The sequence below is a fragment of the Paenibacillus sp. A3M_27_13 genome, assembly GCF_024213315.1.
GTDB classification, from domain to species: Bacteria; Bacillota; Bacilli; order Paenibacillales; family Paenibacillaceae; genus Paenibacillus; species Paenibacillus polymyxa_B.
This window is the reverse complement of the sequence record NZ_JANAVE010000003.1, coordinates 102,732-120,577: the sequence shown is the minus strand read 5'-3', so window position 1 is coordinate 120,577 and position 17,846 is coordinate 102,732. Positions and strand designations below refer to the sequence as shown.

Sequence of the window (17,846 nt, the reverse complement as noted above, 5' to 3'; positions counted from 1 at the left end):
ATCAAACGACAAAAAAGATTACTGCAAAAAGTGATATGCTCCCCTTACAGTAGCAAGTTTTATTATTTAACCTGTCTACTTTTTTGGAAGCATATCACTTTGGAGACTGCCCATTTAATAGTTTAAGAATTAAGGGCTCGTGCAATTGCATCTACATAACTTTGGCTAGCACGTTGGCTCACTTCTGCTTGCGGAACCATCCCCTCAAAGTTGTGGAATGTGCCGGGATACAGATGGAATTCAACGTCTACCCCAGCTTGGGCAAGGCGTGTCACATATTCAATCGTCTCATCTCGGAACAGATCGAGCTGGCCAATGCACGTATAGGTCGGCGGTAGCCCAGCCAAGCATTCCGCTCTCGACGGCACAGCGTATAGGGACACCTCGGTGTCTTCAGTACGATCCCCCAAGTACATGTTCCAGGCCGCCAAGTTGTTCTTCCGGTTCCATGGTGCGTTATCGGCCGTAATCTCATGACTTGACGCCGTAATACTACGGTCATCGATCATCGGATACAGCGGCATTTGGAAGATGAGGGCTGGCCCGCCTTTGTCACGAGCCATTAAAGCAAGTGCTGCGGTCAGACCGCCGCCCCCACTTGCTCCGGCAATTGCGATCCGATCTAAGTCGATGCCCAGCAGTTCAGCTTCGTCGGTCATCCACGTCAAAGCGGCATAACAGTCATCGATGGCAGCTGGGTAGGGATGCTCGGGAGCAAGTCGGTAATCGACCGATACGACGACGCATTTAGCCGCCTGTACGAAGCGTTCGCACAAAACATCGTCCATATCAGGATGCCCCATCACATAGCCTCCCCCGTGAATCCACAGCATGGCCGGAAGCCTAACGTCAGTTCGCTGGGCAGGTTCGTAGATTTTGACTAATATCTCGCCTGCTACGCTCGGAATCATCCGGCTTGTCGTGCGTACGTGCTCCGACTGCTCAATGGGAGAACTCGACAAATAGCTTCTGCTCAGTTCTAAATTTTCTTCCAGTTGAAATCCAGGAAATTGTGCAATTACCGACCTAAATTCTGGGTACAAACGATTTTCAAAATCCATGCATATCACTCCTATGTTGGTTTTTATAATCTTTTTTCCGTCTCCGCTTCCCACTGGGCTATTTCCTTCCGAACTCGGGGTGCTACCTCTGTTCCCAGCAGCTCAATGGCTCTCATCACCTCGGCATGCGGCATTGTACTTAACGGAACATACAGCATAAAGCGTGTAACACCTACATGTTTGCGAAGGTGAATGATCTTCTGGGCAACAGTCTCAGGATCGCCAACATACAGCGCACCTTCAAAGCTGCGCGCGGCATCGTAGCTGGAACGATCATAATGCGCCCAGCCCCGCTCCCTGCCTAATCTATTCATACCTGCCATCGTAGAAGGGAAATATGTATCTGCAGCTCGTTCATTATTCTCTCCAACAAATCCTATCGAGTGCGATCCAACCTTAAGCTGCGATTCGTCATGACCAGCGTGCGCTGCTGCCTTCTTATAAAGCTGTACAAGCGGTGCAAAATTCATCGGATTTCCACCAATGATCGCCAGCATCAAGGGCAGTCCTAACAGACCTGCACGGATAGCAGAATCCTGCCTGCCCCCGCTGCCAACCCATATCGGTAAAGGATTCTGAACCGGCCGTGGATACACACCCAAATTGTGAATCGCTGGCCGATGTCCGCCCTTCCAGGTTACTTTTTCGGACTCCCGTATTTTAAGGAGCAATTCCAGATGTTGTTCAAACAGCTCATCATAGTCTTCCAAGTCATAGCCAAACAGTGGAAAAGATTCAATAAAGGAACCTCGGCCCGCCATAATCTCCGCACGTCCATTCGAAATACCATCCAGCGTAGCAAAATCCTGAAAAACGCGAACGGGATCAGCTGAAGAAAGCACTGTGACTGCACTGGTCAGCCGAATCCGTTTCGTCTGCGCTGCAGCCGCTGACAGCACAATTGCTGGTGAAGATGCCGAATAATCCTTCCGATGATGCTCACCTACCCCAAACACATCAAGTCCCACTTGATCAGCAAGGATAATTTCCTCGACAACTTCGCGCAATCTCTGTGCGTGACTTATCACTTCACCTGTCTGGACGTCAGGCTTTGTTTCTACAAACGAAGTAATACCTATCTCCATGGTCCATCTCTCCTATTCTAATAGCTTTCTTTGTATGACAATCAAACACCGATAAAATATCATACCGATCGGTAATATATTTTTCCCAGTAAATATAACTCATTAAAAAGAATACTGTCAATAAATACAGTAAAAAACACTTTGATTTATCCTCATACTGATATCTCCTTGGTGCGATAAACCAATCTGCATTTGACAATATAACGGGCTAATTATAAGATAATAACATACTAATTGGTACGCAAATAAAAAACCCTGACAATTATGATCAGAGCTATTGAGTTAAGAATAAAATTACGAGCAATGAGAGGTATTGATTATGGGACGAATCCGCGAATTTGACGAAGATAAAGTATTAGATGCAGCAATGCAAATATTTTGGGAGAAGGGATATGAAGCTACCTCACTGAGTGATTTAACTTCCAGAATGGAAATTCAACGACCTAGTATATACTCCACTTTTGGAGGAAAAAAAGAATTGTTCGAAGCTGCGCTGCGCAAATACATGATGTCCCGTGCTTCTCTGATCCGAGCCAAGCTTCAAAGCAAACCATCTGTAAAAGAAGCATTTCGAGCTTTTTTTGAAGGTGTGGTCGATGAGGAATATACAGAAAACCCTAGAAAAGGATGCTTTTGCATCAATACAATGGTTGAACTTGCACCCCATGATGAGAAGTTTGAAATTCTTACAAGGGAACATCAAATGTACCTATCGGTTATATTTCAAGAAACCATTGAACGAGGTATACAATCAGGTGAGCTTGAGATCGGGCTCAATGCGAAGGCTGTATCACAGGCGCTAGTCGTATCGTTAATTGGACTAACCGTAATGATAAAGTCTCGTCCAGAACGATCATTTATTGATAACACGATAGAGGTGACACTTACACTTCTTAAGTAATTCGGAGTGAATTCAATTTTACCGAATGGGAATCACTATACGACAGTTTAAAGGGCACCCAATCGGGTGCCCTTTGTGCGTAACACATGTTTTCACATATGCTGATATAAAACATGCGTAACAATTGCGGATAAGGATGGAAGTTTTATTAATGCCCGCGATGTTTTTCTTTCGCTTTTTCTCCTTTAATTCCCTTATCCGTGCCTTCATGGATTCCCTTTGCTGTTTAGAGTAAGCATGTTTCTCCAACTTGCGCTTCTCGTACTCTAACTTTAAGGCCTCTTGTGCGTTGGAAGAGACCCCCTTCTGCCTTAATTCATACGCTGCCTGTCTTGCTAGCCGCTTCGGATTGACCTTCTTCGTTTCAGACCACTTTATAGCCACCTCTTGTGAGAGCCGACTAACAAGTTCCCACATTTCCTCACGGATAAAATGGAGAATTTCCTCGTCCTTAGGCTCTGTACCAAAGATGTGCCTAGCTGCCTTCAATTTCCCTTGGTCCTGCTCTTCCACGACTCCAACCCAATACTGTCCATCATGATAAACTGTAAGCTTCATTTTAATCCCCCTCATTTTAAATCGAAACGATGGACATCCCGAGGGGGGAAGGTTACTGACATGGTACTCTTGGAATCTGAGAGTCATTCATGCGTCTGGACTACCAACCAGACTGTGTTTTTTCGTCCCAGAAAAAGTATAGGTGCCTTACTGGAAAACAGCAAGACGAAAAGATTAATTCTGTATGATATTGTAAACCGCTGATATGTATTAGAGTAAGCCTGGATATAGAGTATACTAGATGAGTATAAGTTCGATACACGATGACATTATATATGTATTGGTATTCAAATACAGCGCAGAAGAGGTTGAAAATGAGTCAGAAGCATTTTACAGATTACGCATTAAGTGAAGAAATTGTAAGAGCGCTCAATAGCTTGGGCTATGAGACGCCAACAGAGATTCAGACGGAAGTTATTCCTGTTGCGCTTGAGAAGAAGGATCTTGTCGCCAAATCGCAAACAGGTAGCGGCAAAACAGCAGCATATGGTATTCCAATTTGTGAGCTAGTAGATTGGAATGAGAATAAGCCCCAAGCTTTAATTCTGACGCCAACCCGTGAACTCGCATTACAGGTCACCGAAGACATCACGAATATTGGACGCTTTAAGCGGATAAAAGCAACACCCCTTTATGGAAAACATCCTTTTCATATCCAAAAGGCTGAGTTAAAACAAAGAACGCATGTGGCTGTAGGTACGCCAGGACGTGTACTGGACCACATTGAACGAGGCACGCTATCGTTAGATCGGATTGCCCATCTCGTGATTGATGAAGCTGACGAGATGCTGAATATGGGCTTTATCGAGCAAGTCCAGTCGATTATTCAAGCGCTGCCTAGTGACCGGGTTACAATGCTATTCTCCGCTACCTTCCCTGAGGATGTAGCCACACTGTCACGTAAATATATGAAAGATCCTGTTAGAATTGAGATTAAAGCAACTGGTATAACGACCGCCACAATTGATCACTCTCTTATTCAGGTGAAGGAGTCAGACAAGCTGGCACTACTGCAAGATCTGCTCATTGTTGAGAATCCTGACAGCTGCATTATTTTCTGTCGTACGCAGGAGAATGTAGATACATTATTCAGAGCATTGGCTGATCTCGAATATCCATGTGATCGCATTCATGGTGGCATGGAGCAAGACGAGCGATTTGAGGTAATGAATGCATTCAGAAGGGGTCAATTCCGTTACTTGATTGCGACAGATGTTGCCGCCAGAGGGATTGATATCACGAATATCACCCATGTCATTAACTACGATATTCCCCTTGAGAAGGAAAGCTATGTTCACCGTACAGGACGTACGGGACGTGCTGGCAAAACGGGGAAAGCCATTTCCCTCATCACTCCTAAGGATGGCAGAAGATTAGCTGATATTGAAGCATATATTGGATTCGCGATTCCGCAGGTAAAGGCCCCCTCAGAAGAGGCTGTTGATCTCCGTAGAGAAGATTTTGAGCAGAAACTGCATGTAAAAACCGCACTCAAAAAAGATAAGCGCGAGCAACTAAACCAACAGATTATGAAGCTGAATTTTAACGGCGGTAAGAAGAAAAAACTTAGAGCTGTCGACTTCGTGGGGACCATCGCTAAGCTTGACGGAGTCACCGCAGATGATATCGGGATCATTACGATTCTGGATTATGCGACAGATGTTGAGATTCTGAATGGTAAAGGTCCACTGGTGCTTGAGATTATGAAGAATACAACCGTAAAGGGTAAGCTGTTAAAGGTACGCAAAGGGAATAAGTAGAAGATACGCTGCATTAAAGAGGGTGAGGCAATCCCGCCCAGCATAGCCGATGGTTTTCGTTAGCTATACGGGCGGGATTGCCGAGTTTATCTCTTGATCATTTAATTCATCTTTCCACTTATCGATATCATAAATGACTTTAAATTTTTCTTTCAACTGAGTATCATCTTCAATTGGCACAAAGCTGTCCAATTTCATATGGAAGTCCAAAACATCTTTTTTATGGTCATACATCTCTTCTAGAATCTCAATGATTGTGGAAAGTCTAGATTTAAATGATAACTTACAATCCTCTTTGTCCTCGAATATATATATATTTTCTACCTCTCTAAAAAAAGAGTTTCCTTCGAAATATAGCTTGTTACAGGTCATATGGATCTGCATCAGTGGTTCGCATATTTGCCAATCTGCTTTCAGCATAGCGTTTTTGAGCGATATATGTGCTCCACTAATATAATAATAATCTCGATAAAAACACATTGTACAAGAGGCTTTCATTATTTTAATTTTAGAATCTACAGCAGGATACCCTAATACAAATCCTTCAGCTAATAATTTCTTGGAAAAGTAATCTAACGATTTGATAAATAATTGATATCCAAGTTCCTTTCCTTCCTCATCATCTTTATGACAACAATAATGAATAATATCTTCATCCACTTGTTTATTTTCGTATTTATATCCCATTCCAGCCTGAATATGATCAATATGAATTTCGACTCCTGCAAATAGGTCATTTAAACTTGTTATTCTAGAATGATTGCCTTTCAAATGAATATTCAAGTCAGCAGTATATTCTCTGTAGAGTATACAGGTGTCTTTGATATTCAATTTAATGTGTTGTCTTTCCATAAAATCAATGATTCTCTTAAGATGCAAGTAATCATTCCCTATTAAAATTATTTTCTTATATTCAATTGATCTATCATCAGCCTGATTCAAATGAACAGCAATACAAACATCCTGATCGTATTTTATTAATGCTTCAATACTTTCAATAATCCTATTTCGTAACGCATTTTGTTGAGGAAAAGGCATTGTTAATCCCATGTATTTTGATTCTAAGTTAGGTAGTAACTCCATTTGATCATTAAGATAACGTATCATATTATCAAAATTATATTTCTTAGTACTTTCATTCATAAGAAACTGTATCCTCTCATATTTTTTTACGAGCTGGCCACTCTTCTTGGAATATCTCCTTCATATTTTCTATTTCTCGATGAGTAACTTCCGTGCGATTTTGAAAAAACACTCCCGAATCGTTTCAGAGATTACTTACTATTGCGACGTCTAAACTTATTAAAAATGTAATGTCTAAATAGAACAATTAAAATTTCGGGTAGTAATACAGTAAATATGTATAACAATATAATGAATGGTAATGACGAAATGAAAGTTTCAGCGCCCTGGCCTGTTTTCACACGTTCAACTAGCAGCCACCACATAGGTACTGATACAATCCACATCAAGACATTAGAGATGATTACATAAAGAGTATTTTTCCATAGCAGACAAAATAAAATTGCAATAATGGCCGGAACAGTCCAGGAACCTATCATATGACTATTACTTAATATAACAAATGTTATAACAGGATATAAAAGTGCAACCACCATCTGGACTCCCCTATTATCATAAAACCCCATTTCCCATCTCCTTTTTTCTTTACAATCTATTTCCACTTTTTTGATAGGTATATTTCATCATTCTATTTATTTCCACAATAAAAATTCAAGCTCTATGAAATCAACAACGTTGGTGATAATTGTTCTGCTTTATCGTATTCTCTTAGAGAGTTGATTAATACTTAAAAAATTTTAGAAAAGGTGTCCCTTTCGGTCCTCTTCATTTGTTATACAGACATAGTTTTCTTTTTAATCAGAGGGGGTGCCTAAATCTTTGAATGAGGAAATCGAATATAGAATTAAACGGGTCCAAGCTGGCGAGATCCAGGATTACGCCTACATTGTAAAGGAGTATCAGCGTCAGATTTTTGTGTACTGCTGGCGGATATTAGGCAGTGAGCAGGAAGCGGAAGAGGCTGTACAGGATATTTTCGTTAGTGCTTTCGAGAAAATTAGTATGTACAGGCCCACAGTGGGTTTCTCCTCCTGGCTGTATAAAATGGCTTATCATCACTGCCTAAACCTGATTCGCAGGAAGAAACTACAGCGCAAATTTAAAATGACCCTGTTCACCTCAACTAACATGACTTCAGACAGTGCTGCGCAGGTTATGGAACGTCAGCTTTTCAGTGAACCGCTGAGCCGGGCATTGGACCAACTGAATGCAGAGGAGCGAAACCTGTTGGTGCTGCGCATCTTTGAAGAAAAATCGTTTGGAGAAATCGGGGAAATTATGAACAAAAGCGAGGAAGCGATCAAGAAAAAATACGGCAGAACAAAAACAAAGCTCAAAAAAATGATGGAGCCCATAGAGGAGGACCCAAAATGCGTGAATTACAAGACAGAACTCAGGAACAAGGCCTGAAATACACCGATCTAAAAGACAGAGGCTTAAAAAACATGGACATGCTGACAGAACCAGAGAGTGTCCTAAAAATCCAAGCTTTTGACGTCTCTGATAAAGTGATGGAACAGGTCTACCAAAAGGCGAAATCCAAAAAGGGACTCATTGTAAAAATGCGTCTTCAGCCGCGCATCACCGCTCCTATCATGATCTTGCTTTTTGTATTGGGCGTCTCTGTGACTGGATACGCCGCTTCGCAATATCTGGAATTCCGTAACAGTAAAGGCGATGTCGTATTAAATACCGCCAAAACACCTGCCGAAACGGACGCTTCCAAAACGTATACAACCACCTACACACAGTGGAACGAAGAGGTGACAGACCGTCTACAGCCTGGAGAGTATGCCGCCTATTACGTTAAGGACGATTCTATGAATCAACAAAATTCGTCTAATCCCGTCCTGTTTGCCTACAAACCGACTGAACTTTCTAGCTTCAGCAGTCTGCAGGATGAAATCAAGCGGACAGAAGCTCCGCTGTTGCATAGTCCCACTCATCTGCCGAATGGCTACCGGTTTGATTTCGGATACGTCTACCCAGTCGCTGCATATCCTGGGATGATGAACAAAGAGGAATATCGGGCTTTAACGGATAAACTGACGCAACAGGCTAAAGCTGCACCGAAAGGTGAAAATCTGTTTATTCAAAAGCTGAGCTGGGACAAGTCAGACTTCACCCTCGCCCGGTATGCGAGAGGAAATGACTATGTAAATATCGCCGTCACCAAATACGCTCCCGAAGTCACAAAGACGACCGTGATGCAAAATGAACAGGATTCGGCTGAGGAACTGATGATTAAAGGAACCAAGGCCTATTACATCAGAGCAAGCGAAACAAGCAAGCCCTTGGAGGTAGGAAAAAATCGACTGGGATGGCTCGATGAAAAAAGACGGTTACACTACAACATATCTGATAACCAGGACAGCCCGCTGAGCAAAGAAGACCTGGTAAAAATAGCTGAAGATTTGCTTAACGGTTCACCGCAATAGCTATAAAAGAAAAGTTTCGAAGAGAGACCACCCTTAAAAAAGGGATGGTCTCTCTTCGAAGAATAGTCCTTATACCTTTTCCTCACAAACTATTACGGCATGTTCCACAATCTTTTTACCTCAACTAATTCCTGATCATTGAATTCCATTCTGTATACGTCTGGTTTGGATGTGTGTAGTAAAAAATTCAAATCATACTGCTTGTCATAATACTCCATCATTAAAGTCATTACAGCTCCATGAGTGCCTAATGCGACTTTCTGTCCTCGGTAGATTTTTAGCAATTCCTTTAAGACTGTTATACTTCGGTTCTGACAAACTGCATTAGACTCTCCTCCCGTTAAAGCAAAGTTGGGATCAGAAAATGACTTATCTAACAAAGGGAATAATTCATCATCGGGGATTCGGTTATCTTCACTAGAAAAAATTCTTTCTTTAAGATCCTCGAATATTAAAACTTCTTGTCCTGAGCATTGAGCTAATTCTTGAATGGTTAGGATTGCCCGTTGATATGGACTTGAAACGAAAACCTCGATCCCCTCTCCTCTCAATAATTCAGTTATTTGAAAAGCATCTGACTTGCCTTTATCAGTCAAACCTCTTGTTCTTTCATTTCCTTCCGTCTTCGGTGATTCGCCATGTCTCACCATGTAAATGAAAGTTTTCATAGTAGCCTCCATGAAGAGCTGATGAATTTTTATTACATGATATTCGTGACTAACTACCAAGTTACCTTTTGCTAGGGTGGTTTTCTCTTGTTTCTTATTGCATAAATTTTTCTTGAAGGTGACGTTACGTCATTTGCTATACTGACTGAGAACGACATGCTAGAGCAATCAATTGGATGTGAGCAATGGATGGACAAAGAGAACTATCTGACGACAGGACAGCTTGCCAAACGTACAGGGATAACGGTCAGGACATTGCGATATTACGACCAAATTGGACTTCTGAGTCCAGGAGGTCATCGCACTGGATCCATAAGACTGTACAACATGAAAGATATGGAAAGACTACAGCGAATTCAGATGTTGAAGTATCTAGGGTTATCGCTTCAAACAATAATGGACATTTTAGATGCAGAGTCGCCATCCAACGGAGAGATCAGACACTCGTTGCAAGCACAACTCGATGTTTTACAAAAGAAAATTGCTCATACAGAGCACGTAGTACATGCAATACGAGATGCTATGGAAATGTCGGCTTATGGCTCCGATTGGAACCATTTGGCGGATGTTATTCAAACCGTGCAGAGTGAGCAAAATTGGGGGGAGCAATATCGGACGGCGAACCGCCTGCAAACGCGGATACATCTTTACGACAAGTACAGTACGAATCCCCAAGGCTGGCATCGTTGGATCTTTGAACAACTGGAGGTGCAACCGGGAGCCCACATTCTCGAGTTGGGCTGCGGCGACGGGACCTTTTGGATAAGAAACGCCGAACGAATTCCAAGCAGCTGGCGTATCACGCTTACCGATATGTCAAGCGGGATGGTGGAAGAAGCACGTTGTCGCTTGGGAAGCAACAATCCGCAGTTTAAGTTTTTATCTGTTGACGCGCAACAGATCCCATTCCATGAAGAGCAATTCGATATGGTTATCGCTAACAACATGCTGTACCACGTGCCGGACATCCCTAGAGCAATCCGCGAGATGCACCGTATCTTAAAGCAAGGAGGTGTAGTATGCACCTCTACAATGAGCACTCAACACCTACAAGAGGTCGAACACTTGGCGGTTTCGTTCGATCCTGAGCTTCATGTGTTGGATCATGCTATTAAACGGTTCCACCTGGATAACGGAGGGGACTTGCTGTCTTCTTGCTTTTCCGATCTTCGGTTGCTTCGATACGAGGACTGCCTGTTGGTCGACGAAGCGGAACCCCTGATCGAATATATAATCTCGACTCCGATGAACGCAAGAGAGCGACTTGTCGGAGCGGCTATTGACAAGTTTCGAGACCACGTCAATCGGCTTCTGCAGCAGAACGGAACTCTCGAAATGACTAAAGAGAACGGAATCTTTCTAGGGAGGAAATGAGATGAAGTCACAACAGTATCACCCAAGAGTACGGATTGTAAAAGAGGAGCTTCTATCGGATAACTGGTACATCTTAAATAAGGTCACATTCGAGTTTGAAAAAAATAATGGACAATGGGAGACACAATCCCGTGAAGTGTACGATCGCGGCAACGGCGCAACGATCCTGCTCTATAATCAGCACAAACAAACCGTTGTACTGACCAGACAGTTCCGGATGCCTACTTATCGGAACGGCAATGAAACTGGGATGCTTATCGAAACCTGTGCAGGACTACTCGATAAAGAAACACCGGAAGAAGGTATTCTTCGGGAGACGGAGGAGGAGACGGGATACCGTATCGACCGTGTGCAGAAAGTTGGCGAGGCCTATATGTCACCGGGCTCCGTAACCGAAATCCTGCACTTCTATGTAGCCGAGTATAGTGAAGATATGACAACGGGTGACGGTGGTGGCCTTGAGGAGGAGCAGGAAAACATTGAAGTAATGGAACTTCCGTTTGCTCAAGTGCTAAACATGGTCGAAAGCGGCGAGATTCGTGACGCCAAGACAATAATGCTGCTCCAATACGCTCAGATCAAGGGTCTCTTAAAAGTGAAATCGAAACCCCTTCATATCCTTATCGCAGGCCCGTATCGATCTGGAACGAATGATGATCATATATTAATTGAGAAGAACGTCAACTACATGAATGAAATTGCTCTTCAAGTTTACGAGGCTGGTCATATGCCGGTGCTGGGGGAGTGGTATGCTTTGCCCCTTATCGCGACAGCTGGTTCCACTGCTTTGGGAGACGAGACTTTTAACAGAATCTTTCATCCGTCTTCCATTCGCCTGCTTGATTGCTGTAACGCCGTGCTTCGGGTTGGAGGACCCTCTCAGGGTGCCGATGAAATGGTAAGGGTGGCGAAAGAGAAAGGATTGTTGATTTACGAACGGCTCGACGAACTTCCGTTGGTGTGATATATCCTCTTTGACCAGACCAAAGACAACTTGCCTCTGGGCATCCTCCACGGATCACCCGAAGAAACTCTCAATCAACTGAGACACTAAGGGAATTACGCAAATGTGTAACATCACTCATCGGTGGACGTCCAAACATGCGTCCATATTCCCGGCTGAACTGTGATGGGCTCTCATAGCCAACGCGAAAGCCTGCAGTGGCGGCTTCCAATCCCTCCGAGAGCAGTAAGCGGCGTGCAGTCTGCAATCGAATGGCCTTCTGATACTGGAGAGGACTTATAGCTGTTACCTTTTTAAAATGCTTGTGTAAGGAAGAGGCGCTCATGTTTACTTCCTTCGCCAATTCTTCGATCACAAGAGGCTTAGAGTAATCGCGGGTTATCAGATGGATCGCTTTGGAGATGCTATGTGCATAGCTACCAACTACGGCAAATTGCCTGATTAAAGCTCCCTGCTCACCTTGTAATACACGATAAAGGATCTCATGCGTGATAAGCGGCGCAAGAAACTGAATATCCGCAGGCGTATCCGAAAGTCTGACAAGCCGAAGCAGCGCATCAAGCAGCAGAGGGTCAAATTGGCTCACCAGTATGCCGCGTCCAGTCTTTACGTTACATTGAGGAGGATTCTTCTTGATAATATCCAAAATGACGTCTGGACTAATGGATAATTGAAGACTTAGATAAGGGAGCTCCGACGAGGCCTGAGTTATTTTACCAGTTACGGGAAGCTGAACTGATGTGACCATGTAAGTTGTTGGATCGTACACATAGTTTTCTCCAGCCAGCATTGCTGTCTTTGAGCCTTGTGCAACCACGTACAGGGAGGGCATATGGACCGTATGATTTAGCTCCGACACATCGCTTGCACGTCTGAAATAAAGTCCTGGCACAGACGAGACAAACGTACCATCCGAAGACGCATGTTGATGAATTAAATGAATCAGTTCTTGTAGATTCGTAGAAATATCAGAGGGGGGAGGAGACGAAATCATTCATGCTTCACCGTCCTTTCCGTTGAACGCTAATATTGATGTGCTAATTATATGCACGCCGAATAGGATTAGGCAAGAATTGGACTTGATCGGTCTACCTGTCTCAATCGAATTCTACTTAAAATTTACTTGCAAGGCCAACAAAGGGCCTAAGGCAAATAGATTAGAGGAAGAGGGATTGGGCTATGCATTTGGAAGGAAGAATAGAGAACAAAGTCGTCGTGATTACAGGTGCAAGCAGCGGAATTGGAGAAGCAACAGCACTGTTGCTTGCCGAGCGTGGGGCAAAAGTCGTGCTTGGAGCGCGCGGAGCGGATCGCCTTGAAGCGCTGGCGACACGCATTTCAAATGGAGGTGGCGAAGCTGTTTATGCACGCACTGACGTGAGACGGCGCGAGGATCTGTGCAACCTCGTTAATTTGGCTTGCGAACGGTACGGGAAGCTGGATGTTCTCGTCAGCAACGCTGGCGTTATGCCCATTTCCCCTCTCGAAGATCTGTGTGTCGAGGACTGGGAGGACATGATTGACGTCAACATTAAAGGCGTTTTGTACGGTATAGCCGCAGCGTTGCCTATCTTTCATAAGCAGGGTTCCGGACACTTCGTGAACATCGCTTCTGTAGCAGGACATAAGACTGTGCCGAACCAGTCGGTCTACTCCGGTACGAAGTTCGCTGTGCGCGCCATCTCAGAAGGGTTGCGCCAGGAGGCTGGTGACAAGCTGCGCGTGACCATCATTTCGCCTGGTATTGTGCAGACGAATTTCACGGAGGGTATGACCAATCCCGCATTGAGAGATCAACTCGCTGCCATCCGGGATAAACTAGCCATGACACCGGACGCGGTAGCCCGCGCAATTGGATTCGCAATTGAACAACCGGCCGATATTGATGTGAACGAAATCGTAATCCGTCCAACCGCACAAATGTAATATAAATAGGCAGGGGCACCTCCTCTTGTGAGTGCGCCCCTCCAATGAGCGGGTACAGCGGATTGCTACCCCGGAACTGGAACTGAATAGAGTCTATAGCAATGCTTCTGTAATCAAATAGGGAGCGAACGTGTTCACCTCAAAAGTATCTCTGAGCGCATCTCCGTCTAACAGAATGATAGTTAAATAAAAACTCTGCAACTAAAGATACAAAAAGACATGGACTCTCATTTCTAAGAGTCTATGTCTAATTTCAGTTAGTATATTATTTATCTTTTTGACTATAATCCTTGATCTTTCTTATAACCAAATGTCCAAGTCAATCCGAATGATACTGCGAATGATACTACATTCACCAAGATATATAACGGTAATTGCTCATTAAGATAAAGTAGTGTCCCCGGAATTCCTGTTAATGCCATACCTGTTGCACGTAAATGGAAAATAGAGGCTAGAAAACCACCAACTCCACCACCAATCATAGACATCACAAAAGGTTTTACTAAGCGTAAAGTAACTCCAAAAACAGCTGGCTCGGTAATTCCCAATGCTGCGGAAAGAGCAGAAGGAAAAGCAATTTGCTTCATTTTTGGCGAAACTGCTTTAATTGCAACAGCTAAAACTGCTCCTGCCTGAGCAATATTCCCGCAAGTCCCAATAGGATTTAGATAGTTCCAGCCATCTTTTCCTAACATGCTGATTTCAAGAAAGTTCAGGATATGGTGAACACCGAAGATACCTAATAACTGTCCGAAACTTCCATAAATTAAGCCGCCAATCCCCAATGGTAGATTCAATAGGAATTCAACTGCATATAAAACACCGACTTCTACTTCATGGAAGATTGGTCCAACAATAAATAGCGCTAAAATTAATCCTGATAATAAGGTTAAAAAGGGAGTAAGAATTAAGTCTAAAGAATCTGGAATTTTCTTTCTCAAGAAGATTTCAATTTTTGAACCTAGAATACCTGCTACGAATGCAGGAAGAACAGAACCTTGATAACCGACAACTTTAATAAATCCAAAAAACATAAGTGGCTCTGCTGTTTGTTGACCAACCTCATAAGCGTTAGGAAGTACTGGACTAACAAGCATCAATCCCAGAACAATTCCTAGAATAGGTGTTCCACCAAAAATTCTAAATGTAGACCAAGCTACTAGTGCTGGTAAGAATGCAAAGGCAGTATCAGTCAAAATTTGGGTAAACATTAAAAGCTGTTGTGGAATATCATCAGGAGTCAGGCCAACAAGTCCCAATAACGCTTCTTGAGTGAATAAACCTCGTAATCCCATGAATAACCCCGTCGCAACTAATACTGGAATAATTGGAACAAATACATCTCCAAAAACTCGAATCGCTTTTTGGAAAGTAACTTTTTGAGATTCATTTGAAGCCTCAGTTGCCTTCTTACCCGAGCCATTAAGCATTGGAACAAATTCATCGTAAACTTTGTTAACCAATCCAGTCCCTAAAATAACTTGATATTGCCCAGAATTGAAAAAGCTACCTTTGACTTTATCAATTGCCTTTACTCCTTTCATATCAATTTTATCTTTATTGTTAATAATAATTCGGAGTCTAGTTGCACAATGTGTCACTGATTGAATATTTTCATTTCCACCGACTAATTCTAAAATTTTTTCGGCGATTTCTTTGTTACTCATTCGTTTTCCTCCTCATAAGAGTAAAAATTAATCATACCTTTCTCATTCAAACTCTTATATTCAATATTACGATTCTGCTCATCGCAAAAATATCTCATTGAAAAAACATACTGTCCATCATTAATGAAAATTTCTAAAGTAGAGCTGTCACAAAAAATGTGCAACTTCGTTAGGTCCTTTACTTGAATAATTTTTGTTTCCAATTTCTCAGTAACCCAATTAATTCGTCCAATCTCAAGTTTTCCACAATGATATATAATTGGATTTGTGTTGGAATTCAAAGACACTGAAAAATCCTTTATAGCTTCATCAAAATCAATAATGAGTTCAAAGGCTTTACTATTGTTAGAAATAATGCCGTATTCATTTTTGTATTCTTGCTCTTTCTTTCTCAAATTCTCGTATTCTTTCAAGGGGGTTTGATAGAGGTGATTATCGATCCACTTCAGTTCTCTCGGCATTGATAAGCAATGAAGGTAGCCATCTTTTACTGTAGGACAACTTCTTTCTTGATTCTCGTCCATTCTAGACATCCAGCCAACGATAATTCTTCGACCTTTATCATCTAAAAAAGATTGCGGCGCATAAAAATCAAATCCTTCATCCAACATTTTTATCTCTGTTGACTGATTAAATTTATTTGTTTTATAGTCCATTTTCCCTACTAAATATCCAGCATAGCTTGAAATTGGCCGATCACTTTGTCTGTCAGAAGTTCGCTTTTGTGGACAAACCATTAGTATTTCGATTCCATCGGTTAAGGTAAAGTAGTCCGGGCATTCACACATCTGATCCAATATAGTATCCGTGTAAAAAATACCCTGATATTTCCATGTCAGTAAATCGTCTGATTGAAAAAGCGTGATTGCTCCCACATTTTCATTTGTTTGAGCTCCGACAATCATCCACCATTTATTATCCTTTTTCCAAACTTTGGGATCTCGATGGTGTTCAGAAAAACCTTCAGGGGTTTCAATGGTGCTTTCCTGTTTGATGAATGTTCGTCCATCGTTGGATACAACAATTTTTTGATAACTTTTTCTAACTCCATTGAGTTTAGTATTCCCTGTATAGAAGAGATACATTTTCCCATCATTCTCAATCGCGCTTCCTGAGTAAACACCATCTTTATCATCATATCTATCAGGTAAAATCGCTGATCGAATATTTGTCCAATTAACTAAATCCTTAGATAAAAACAAACCCCATTCTTTGTAATCATGGCTCGTATCAAAACGATTCCATTGATGAAAAAAATAATATTTTCCTTTAAACTGAATCAAACCGTTTGGATCATTAAGTAATCCTTTATCCGGCTCAATATGGAAATAATTCTTATGCCGATTTTCCAACTTGAAATAGTCCTCCTCTTCAAATTTTTATTAATGCGCTTTCATTGCCTTTGTTAATGAGATATTATCATTACAACCTACATTTATAATATAGAAATATTTAAGAGAAATATGGAACTTTCTAATATCGACATTTTCTTTGAAGCGTTCCTATGTATAATAAGGGCATGAATAATAACTTAAGAGAATATACGGATAGATTCACTGATTTTACAAAAAAAAGTATTTCAGACTTTATTCTTTATAACAGTGGCATTGAATATTGTGAACCGGGTTACAGTTATGGTCCGAAACGACGAGACTATCACTTTATTCATTTTGTAAAGGAGGGCAAGGGAATACTGGAAATTGGAGATCAAAAGATTGAAGTCCATGAAAATCAACTTTTTATTGTACCAGCGAATGTTGTTTCTACTTATACCGCTGACCCAAATAAGCCGTGGAAATATTCTTGGATTGGTTTTATGGGCATTCAATCTGGAAACTTTGTTCAAACATTACTTCAGTCTGATGAAAAAAAATTTGTAATGAATTGCCAAGATGCTTCCTTTTATGAAAGTAGAATCGAAGATATTATTGAACTGAATAAAAATGATTTAGCCTCTTTTTTTAAAATTAACGGCATTATGTATGATATCGCAGGAAATTTATTGAATGAATGCCCGGTTCAAACAACTGTGAATAGCAGTACCTCCATTTCTTTTCAAGCGATGCGTTATATGGATCTTCATTATCACGATGACATCCAAATTTCCGATATTGCCTATTCTGTTGGCATCCATCCAAATTATTTGTCTCTTATGTTTAAAAATGAGGTGGGAATCCCCCCAAAAAAATATCTTTCGAATTTAAAAATAAACAAAGCAAAAGAACTACTTGCTGAAAGCGACGATCCAATTAACCTTATTGCTAGCTCAGTTGGTTTTTCTGATGCATTATCATTTTCTAAATTTTTTAGAAAAGAACTTGGGATATCACCTTCCCAGTATAGAAAGGAGCATAAATGATC

General features: G+C 41.8%; 15 protein-coding genes and 1 pseudogene. 8 read left to right on the top strand and 8 right to left on the bottom strand.

The window, feature by feature from the left end:
- Positions 1–122 precede the first annotated feature (122 nt).
- Both NLX82_RS13485 and NLX82_RS13480 read right to left on the bottom strand, forming a co-directional pair.
- Entirely contained in the window at positions 123–1,061 is a 939-nt protein-coding gene (locus NLX82_RS13485) for an alpha/beta hydrolase (protein WP_069080563.1), read from the bottom strand.
- 23 nt (positions 1,062–1,084) lie between these two features.
- The gene (locus NLX82_RS13480; protein ID WP_254348289.1) at positions 1,085–2,146 is read right to left on the bottom strand and encodes an LLM class flavin-dependent oxidoreductase; all 1,062 of its coding nucleotides are present in this window, start codon (positions 2,144–2,146) and stop codon (positions 1,085–1,087) included.
- A 319-nt stretch (positions 2,147–2,465) separates the two neighbouring features.
- On the opposite strand from NLX82_RS13480, the gene NLX82_RS13475 reads away from it, so the two are divergent.
- On the top strand, positions 2,466–3,047 hold the full coding sequence (locus tag NLX82_RS13475) for a TetR/AcrR family transcriptional regulator (RefSeq protein ID WP_023991067.1): 582 nt from the start codon (positions 2,466–2,468) through the stop codon (positions 3,045–3,047).
- 148 nt (positions 3,048–3,195) lie between these two features.
- Here NLX82_RS13475 and NLX82_RS13470 read toward each other — a convergent pair.
- Positions 3,196–3,605 (bottom strand): annotated as a pseudogene (locus tag NLX82_RS13470) (YjdF family protein).
- A 314-nt stretch (positions 3,606–3,919) separates the two neighbouring features.
- On the opposite strand from NLX82_RS13470, the gene NLX82_RS13465 reads away from it, so the two are divergent.
- Complete coding sequence (locus NLX82_RS13465; RefSeq protein ID WP_025722811.1) at positions 3,920–5,365, top strand: DEAD/DEAH box helicase; 1,446 nt, start codon at positions 3,920–3,922, stop codon at positions 5,363–5,365.
- A 63-nt stretch (positions 5,366–5,428) separates the two neighbouring features.
- On the opposite strand, the gene NLX82_RS13460 is transcribed toward NLX82_RS13465, so the two are convergent.
- Positions 5,429–6,508, bottom strand: a complete 1,080-nt coding sequence (locus NLX82_RS13460; protein WP_233903809.1) for an elongation factor G — start codon at positions 6,506–6,508, stop codon at positions 5,429–5,431.
- Positions 6,509–7,267: 759 nt separating this feature from the next.
- Here NLX82_RS13460 and NLX82_RS13455 point away from each other — a divergent pair.
- Both NLX82_RS13455 and NLX82_RS13450 read left to right on the top strand, forming a co-directional pair.
- Positions 7,268–7,858 carry an RNA polymerase sigma factor gene (locus NLX82_RS13455; RefSeq protein ID WP_023991071.1) on the top strand — a complete coding sequence of 197 codons (591 nt, stop codon included), beginning with the start codon at positions 7,268–7,270 and terminating at the stop codon, positions 7,856–7,858.
- Positions 7,819–8,886 (top strand): DUF4367 domain-containing protein, encoded by a 1,068-nt coding sequence (locus NLX82_RS13450; protein ID WP_254348288.1) that lies wholly within the window; start codon positions 7,819–7,821, stop codon positions 8,884–8,886. The genes NLX82_RS13455 and NLX82_RS13450 overlap by 40 nt, the downstream gene beginning before the upstream one ends.
- A gap of 92 nt (positions 8,887–8,978) precedes the next feature.
- On the opposite strand, the gene NLX82_RS13445 is transcribed toward NLX82_RS13450, so the two are convergent.
- The gene (locus NLX82_RS13445) at positions 8,979–9,554 is read right to left on the bottom strand and encodes a histidine phosphatase family protein (RefSeq protein WP_023991073.1); all 576 of its coding nucleotides are present in this window, start codon (positions 9,552–9,554) and stop codon (positions 8,979–8,981) included.
- A gap of 189 nt (positions 9,555–9,743) precedes the next feature.
- On the opposite strand from NLX82_RS13445, the gene NLX82_RS13440 reads away from it, so the two are divergent.
- Both NLX82_RS13440 and nudK read left to right on the top strand, forming a co-directional pair.
- Complete coding sequence (locus tag NLX82_RS13440; RefSeq protein WP_071558011.1) at positions 9,744–10,928, top strand: MerR family transcriptional regulator; 1,185 nt, start codon at positions 9,744–9,746, stop codon at positions 10,926–10,928.
- Position 10,929: 1 nt separating this feature from the next.
- Positions 10,930–11,892 carry a GDP-mannose pyrophosphatase NudK gene (nudK, locus tag NLX82_RS13435; protein WP_028540944.1) on the top strand — a complete coding sequence of 321 codons (963 nt, stop codon included), beginning with the start codon at positions 10,930–10,932 and terminating at the stop codon, positions 11,890–11,892.
- Positions 11,893–11,962: 70 nt separating this feature from the next.
- On the opposite strand, the gene NLX82_RS13430 is transcribed toward nudK, so the two are convergent.
- A complete protein-coding gene (locus tag NLX82_RS13430) occupies positions 11,963–12,886 on the bottom strand; it encodes an AraC family transcriptional regulator (RefSeq protein ID WP_254348286.1) in 924 nt (307 codons plus the stop codon).
- Between the two features lie 191 nt (positions 12,887–13,077).
- Between NLX82_RS13430 and NLX82_RS13425 the strand changes: the two genes are divergently transcribed.
- The gene (locus NLX82_RS13425) at positions 13,078–13,818 is read left to right on the top strand and encodes an SDR family oxidoreductase (protein WP_245240384.1); all 741 of its coding nucleotides are present in this window, start codon (positions 13,078–13,080) and stop codon (positions 13,816–13,818) included.
- Between the two features lie 281 nt (positions 13,819–14,099).
- Here the strand turns inward: NLX82_RS13425 and NLX82_RS13420 are convergent, their stop codons facing one another.
- Together NLX82_RS13420 and NLX82_RS13415 are read right to left on the bottom strand one after the other, a co-directional pair.
- The gene (locus NLX82_RS13420) at positions 14,100–15,485 is read right to left on the bottom strand and encodes a PTS transporter subunit EIIC (protein ID WP_068939248.1); all 1,386 of its coding nucleotides are present in this window, start codon (positions 15,483–15,485) and stop codon (positions 14,100–14,102) included.
- Entirely contained in the window at positions 15,482–16,837 is a 1,356-nt protein-coding gene (locus NLX82_RS13415; protein WP_068939249.1) for a glycoside hydrolase family 32 protein, read from the bottom strand. The genes NLX82_RS13420 and NLX82_RS13415 overlap by 4 nt, the downstream gene beginning before the upstream one ends.
- Positions 16,838–16,989: 152 nt before the next feature.
- On the opposite strand from NLX82_RS13415, the gene NLX82_RS13410 reads away from it, so the two are divergent.
- A complete protein-coding gene (locus tag NLX82_RS13410) occupies positions 16,990–17,844 on the top strand; it encodes an AraC family transcriptional regulator (protein ID WP_081326348.1) in 855 nt (284 codons plus the stop codon).
- Positions 17,845–17,846: the final 2 nt, after the last annotated feature.

Bases quoted from the DNA above. Each gene is read 5' to 3' on its own strand.
- NLX82_RS13475 (WP_023991067.1), top strand. From the start codon at position 2,466: ATGGGACGAATCCGCGAATTTGACGAAGATAAAGTATTAGATGCAGCA.
- NLX82_RS13420 (WP_068939248.1), bottom strand. From the start codon at position 15,485: ATGAGTAACAAAGAAATCGCCGAAAAAATTTTAGAATTAGTCGGTGGA.
- NLX82_RS13485 (WP_069080563.1), bottom strand. From the start codon at position 1,061: ATGGATTTTGAAAATCGTTTGTACCCAGAATTTAGGTCGGTAATTGCA.
- NLX82_RS13440 (WP_071558011.1), top strand. From the start codon at position 9,744: ATGGACAAAGAGAACTATCTGACGACAGGACAGCTTGCCAAACGTACA.
- nudK (WP_028540944.1), top strand. From the start codon at position 10,930: ATGAAGTCACAACAGTATCACCCAAGAGTACGGATTGTAAAAGAGGAG.
- NLX82_RS13460 (WP_233903809.1), bottom strand. From the start codon at position 6,508: ATGAATGAAAGTACTAAGAAATATAATTTTGATAATATGATACGTTAT.
- NLX82_RS13450 (WP_254348288.1), top strand. From the start codon at position 7,819: ATGCGTGAATTACAAGACAGAACTCAGGAACAAGGCCTGAAATACACC.
- NLX82_RS13430 (WP_254348286.1), bottom strand. From the start codon at position 12,886: ATGATTTCGTCTCCTCCCCCCTCTGATATTTCTACGAATCTACAAGAA.
- NLX82_RS13410 (WP_081326348.1), top strand. From the start codon at position 16,990: ATGTATAATAAGGGCATGAATAATAACTTAAGAGAATATACGGATAGA.
- NLX82_RS13465 (WP_025722811.1), top strand. From the start codon at position 3,920: ATGAGTCAGAAGCATTTTACAGATTACGCATTAAGTGAAGAAATTGTA.
- NLX82_RS13480 (WP_254348289.1), bottom strand. From the start codon at position 2,146: ATGGAGATAGGTATTACTTCGTTTGTAGAAACAAAGCCTGACGTCCAG.
- NLX82_RS13445 (WP_023991073.1), bottom strand. From the start codon at position 9,554: ATGAAAACTTTCATTTACATGGTGAGACATGGCGAATCACCGAAGACG.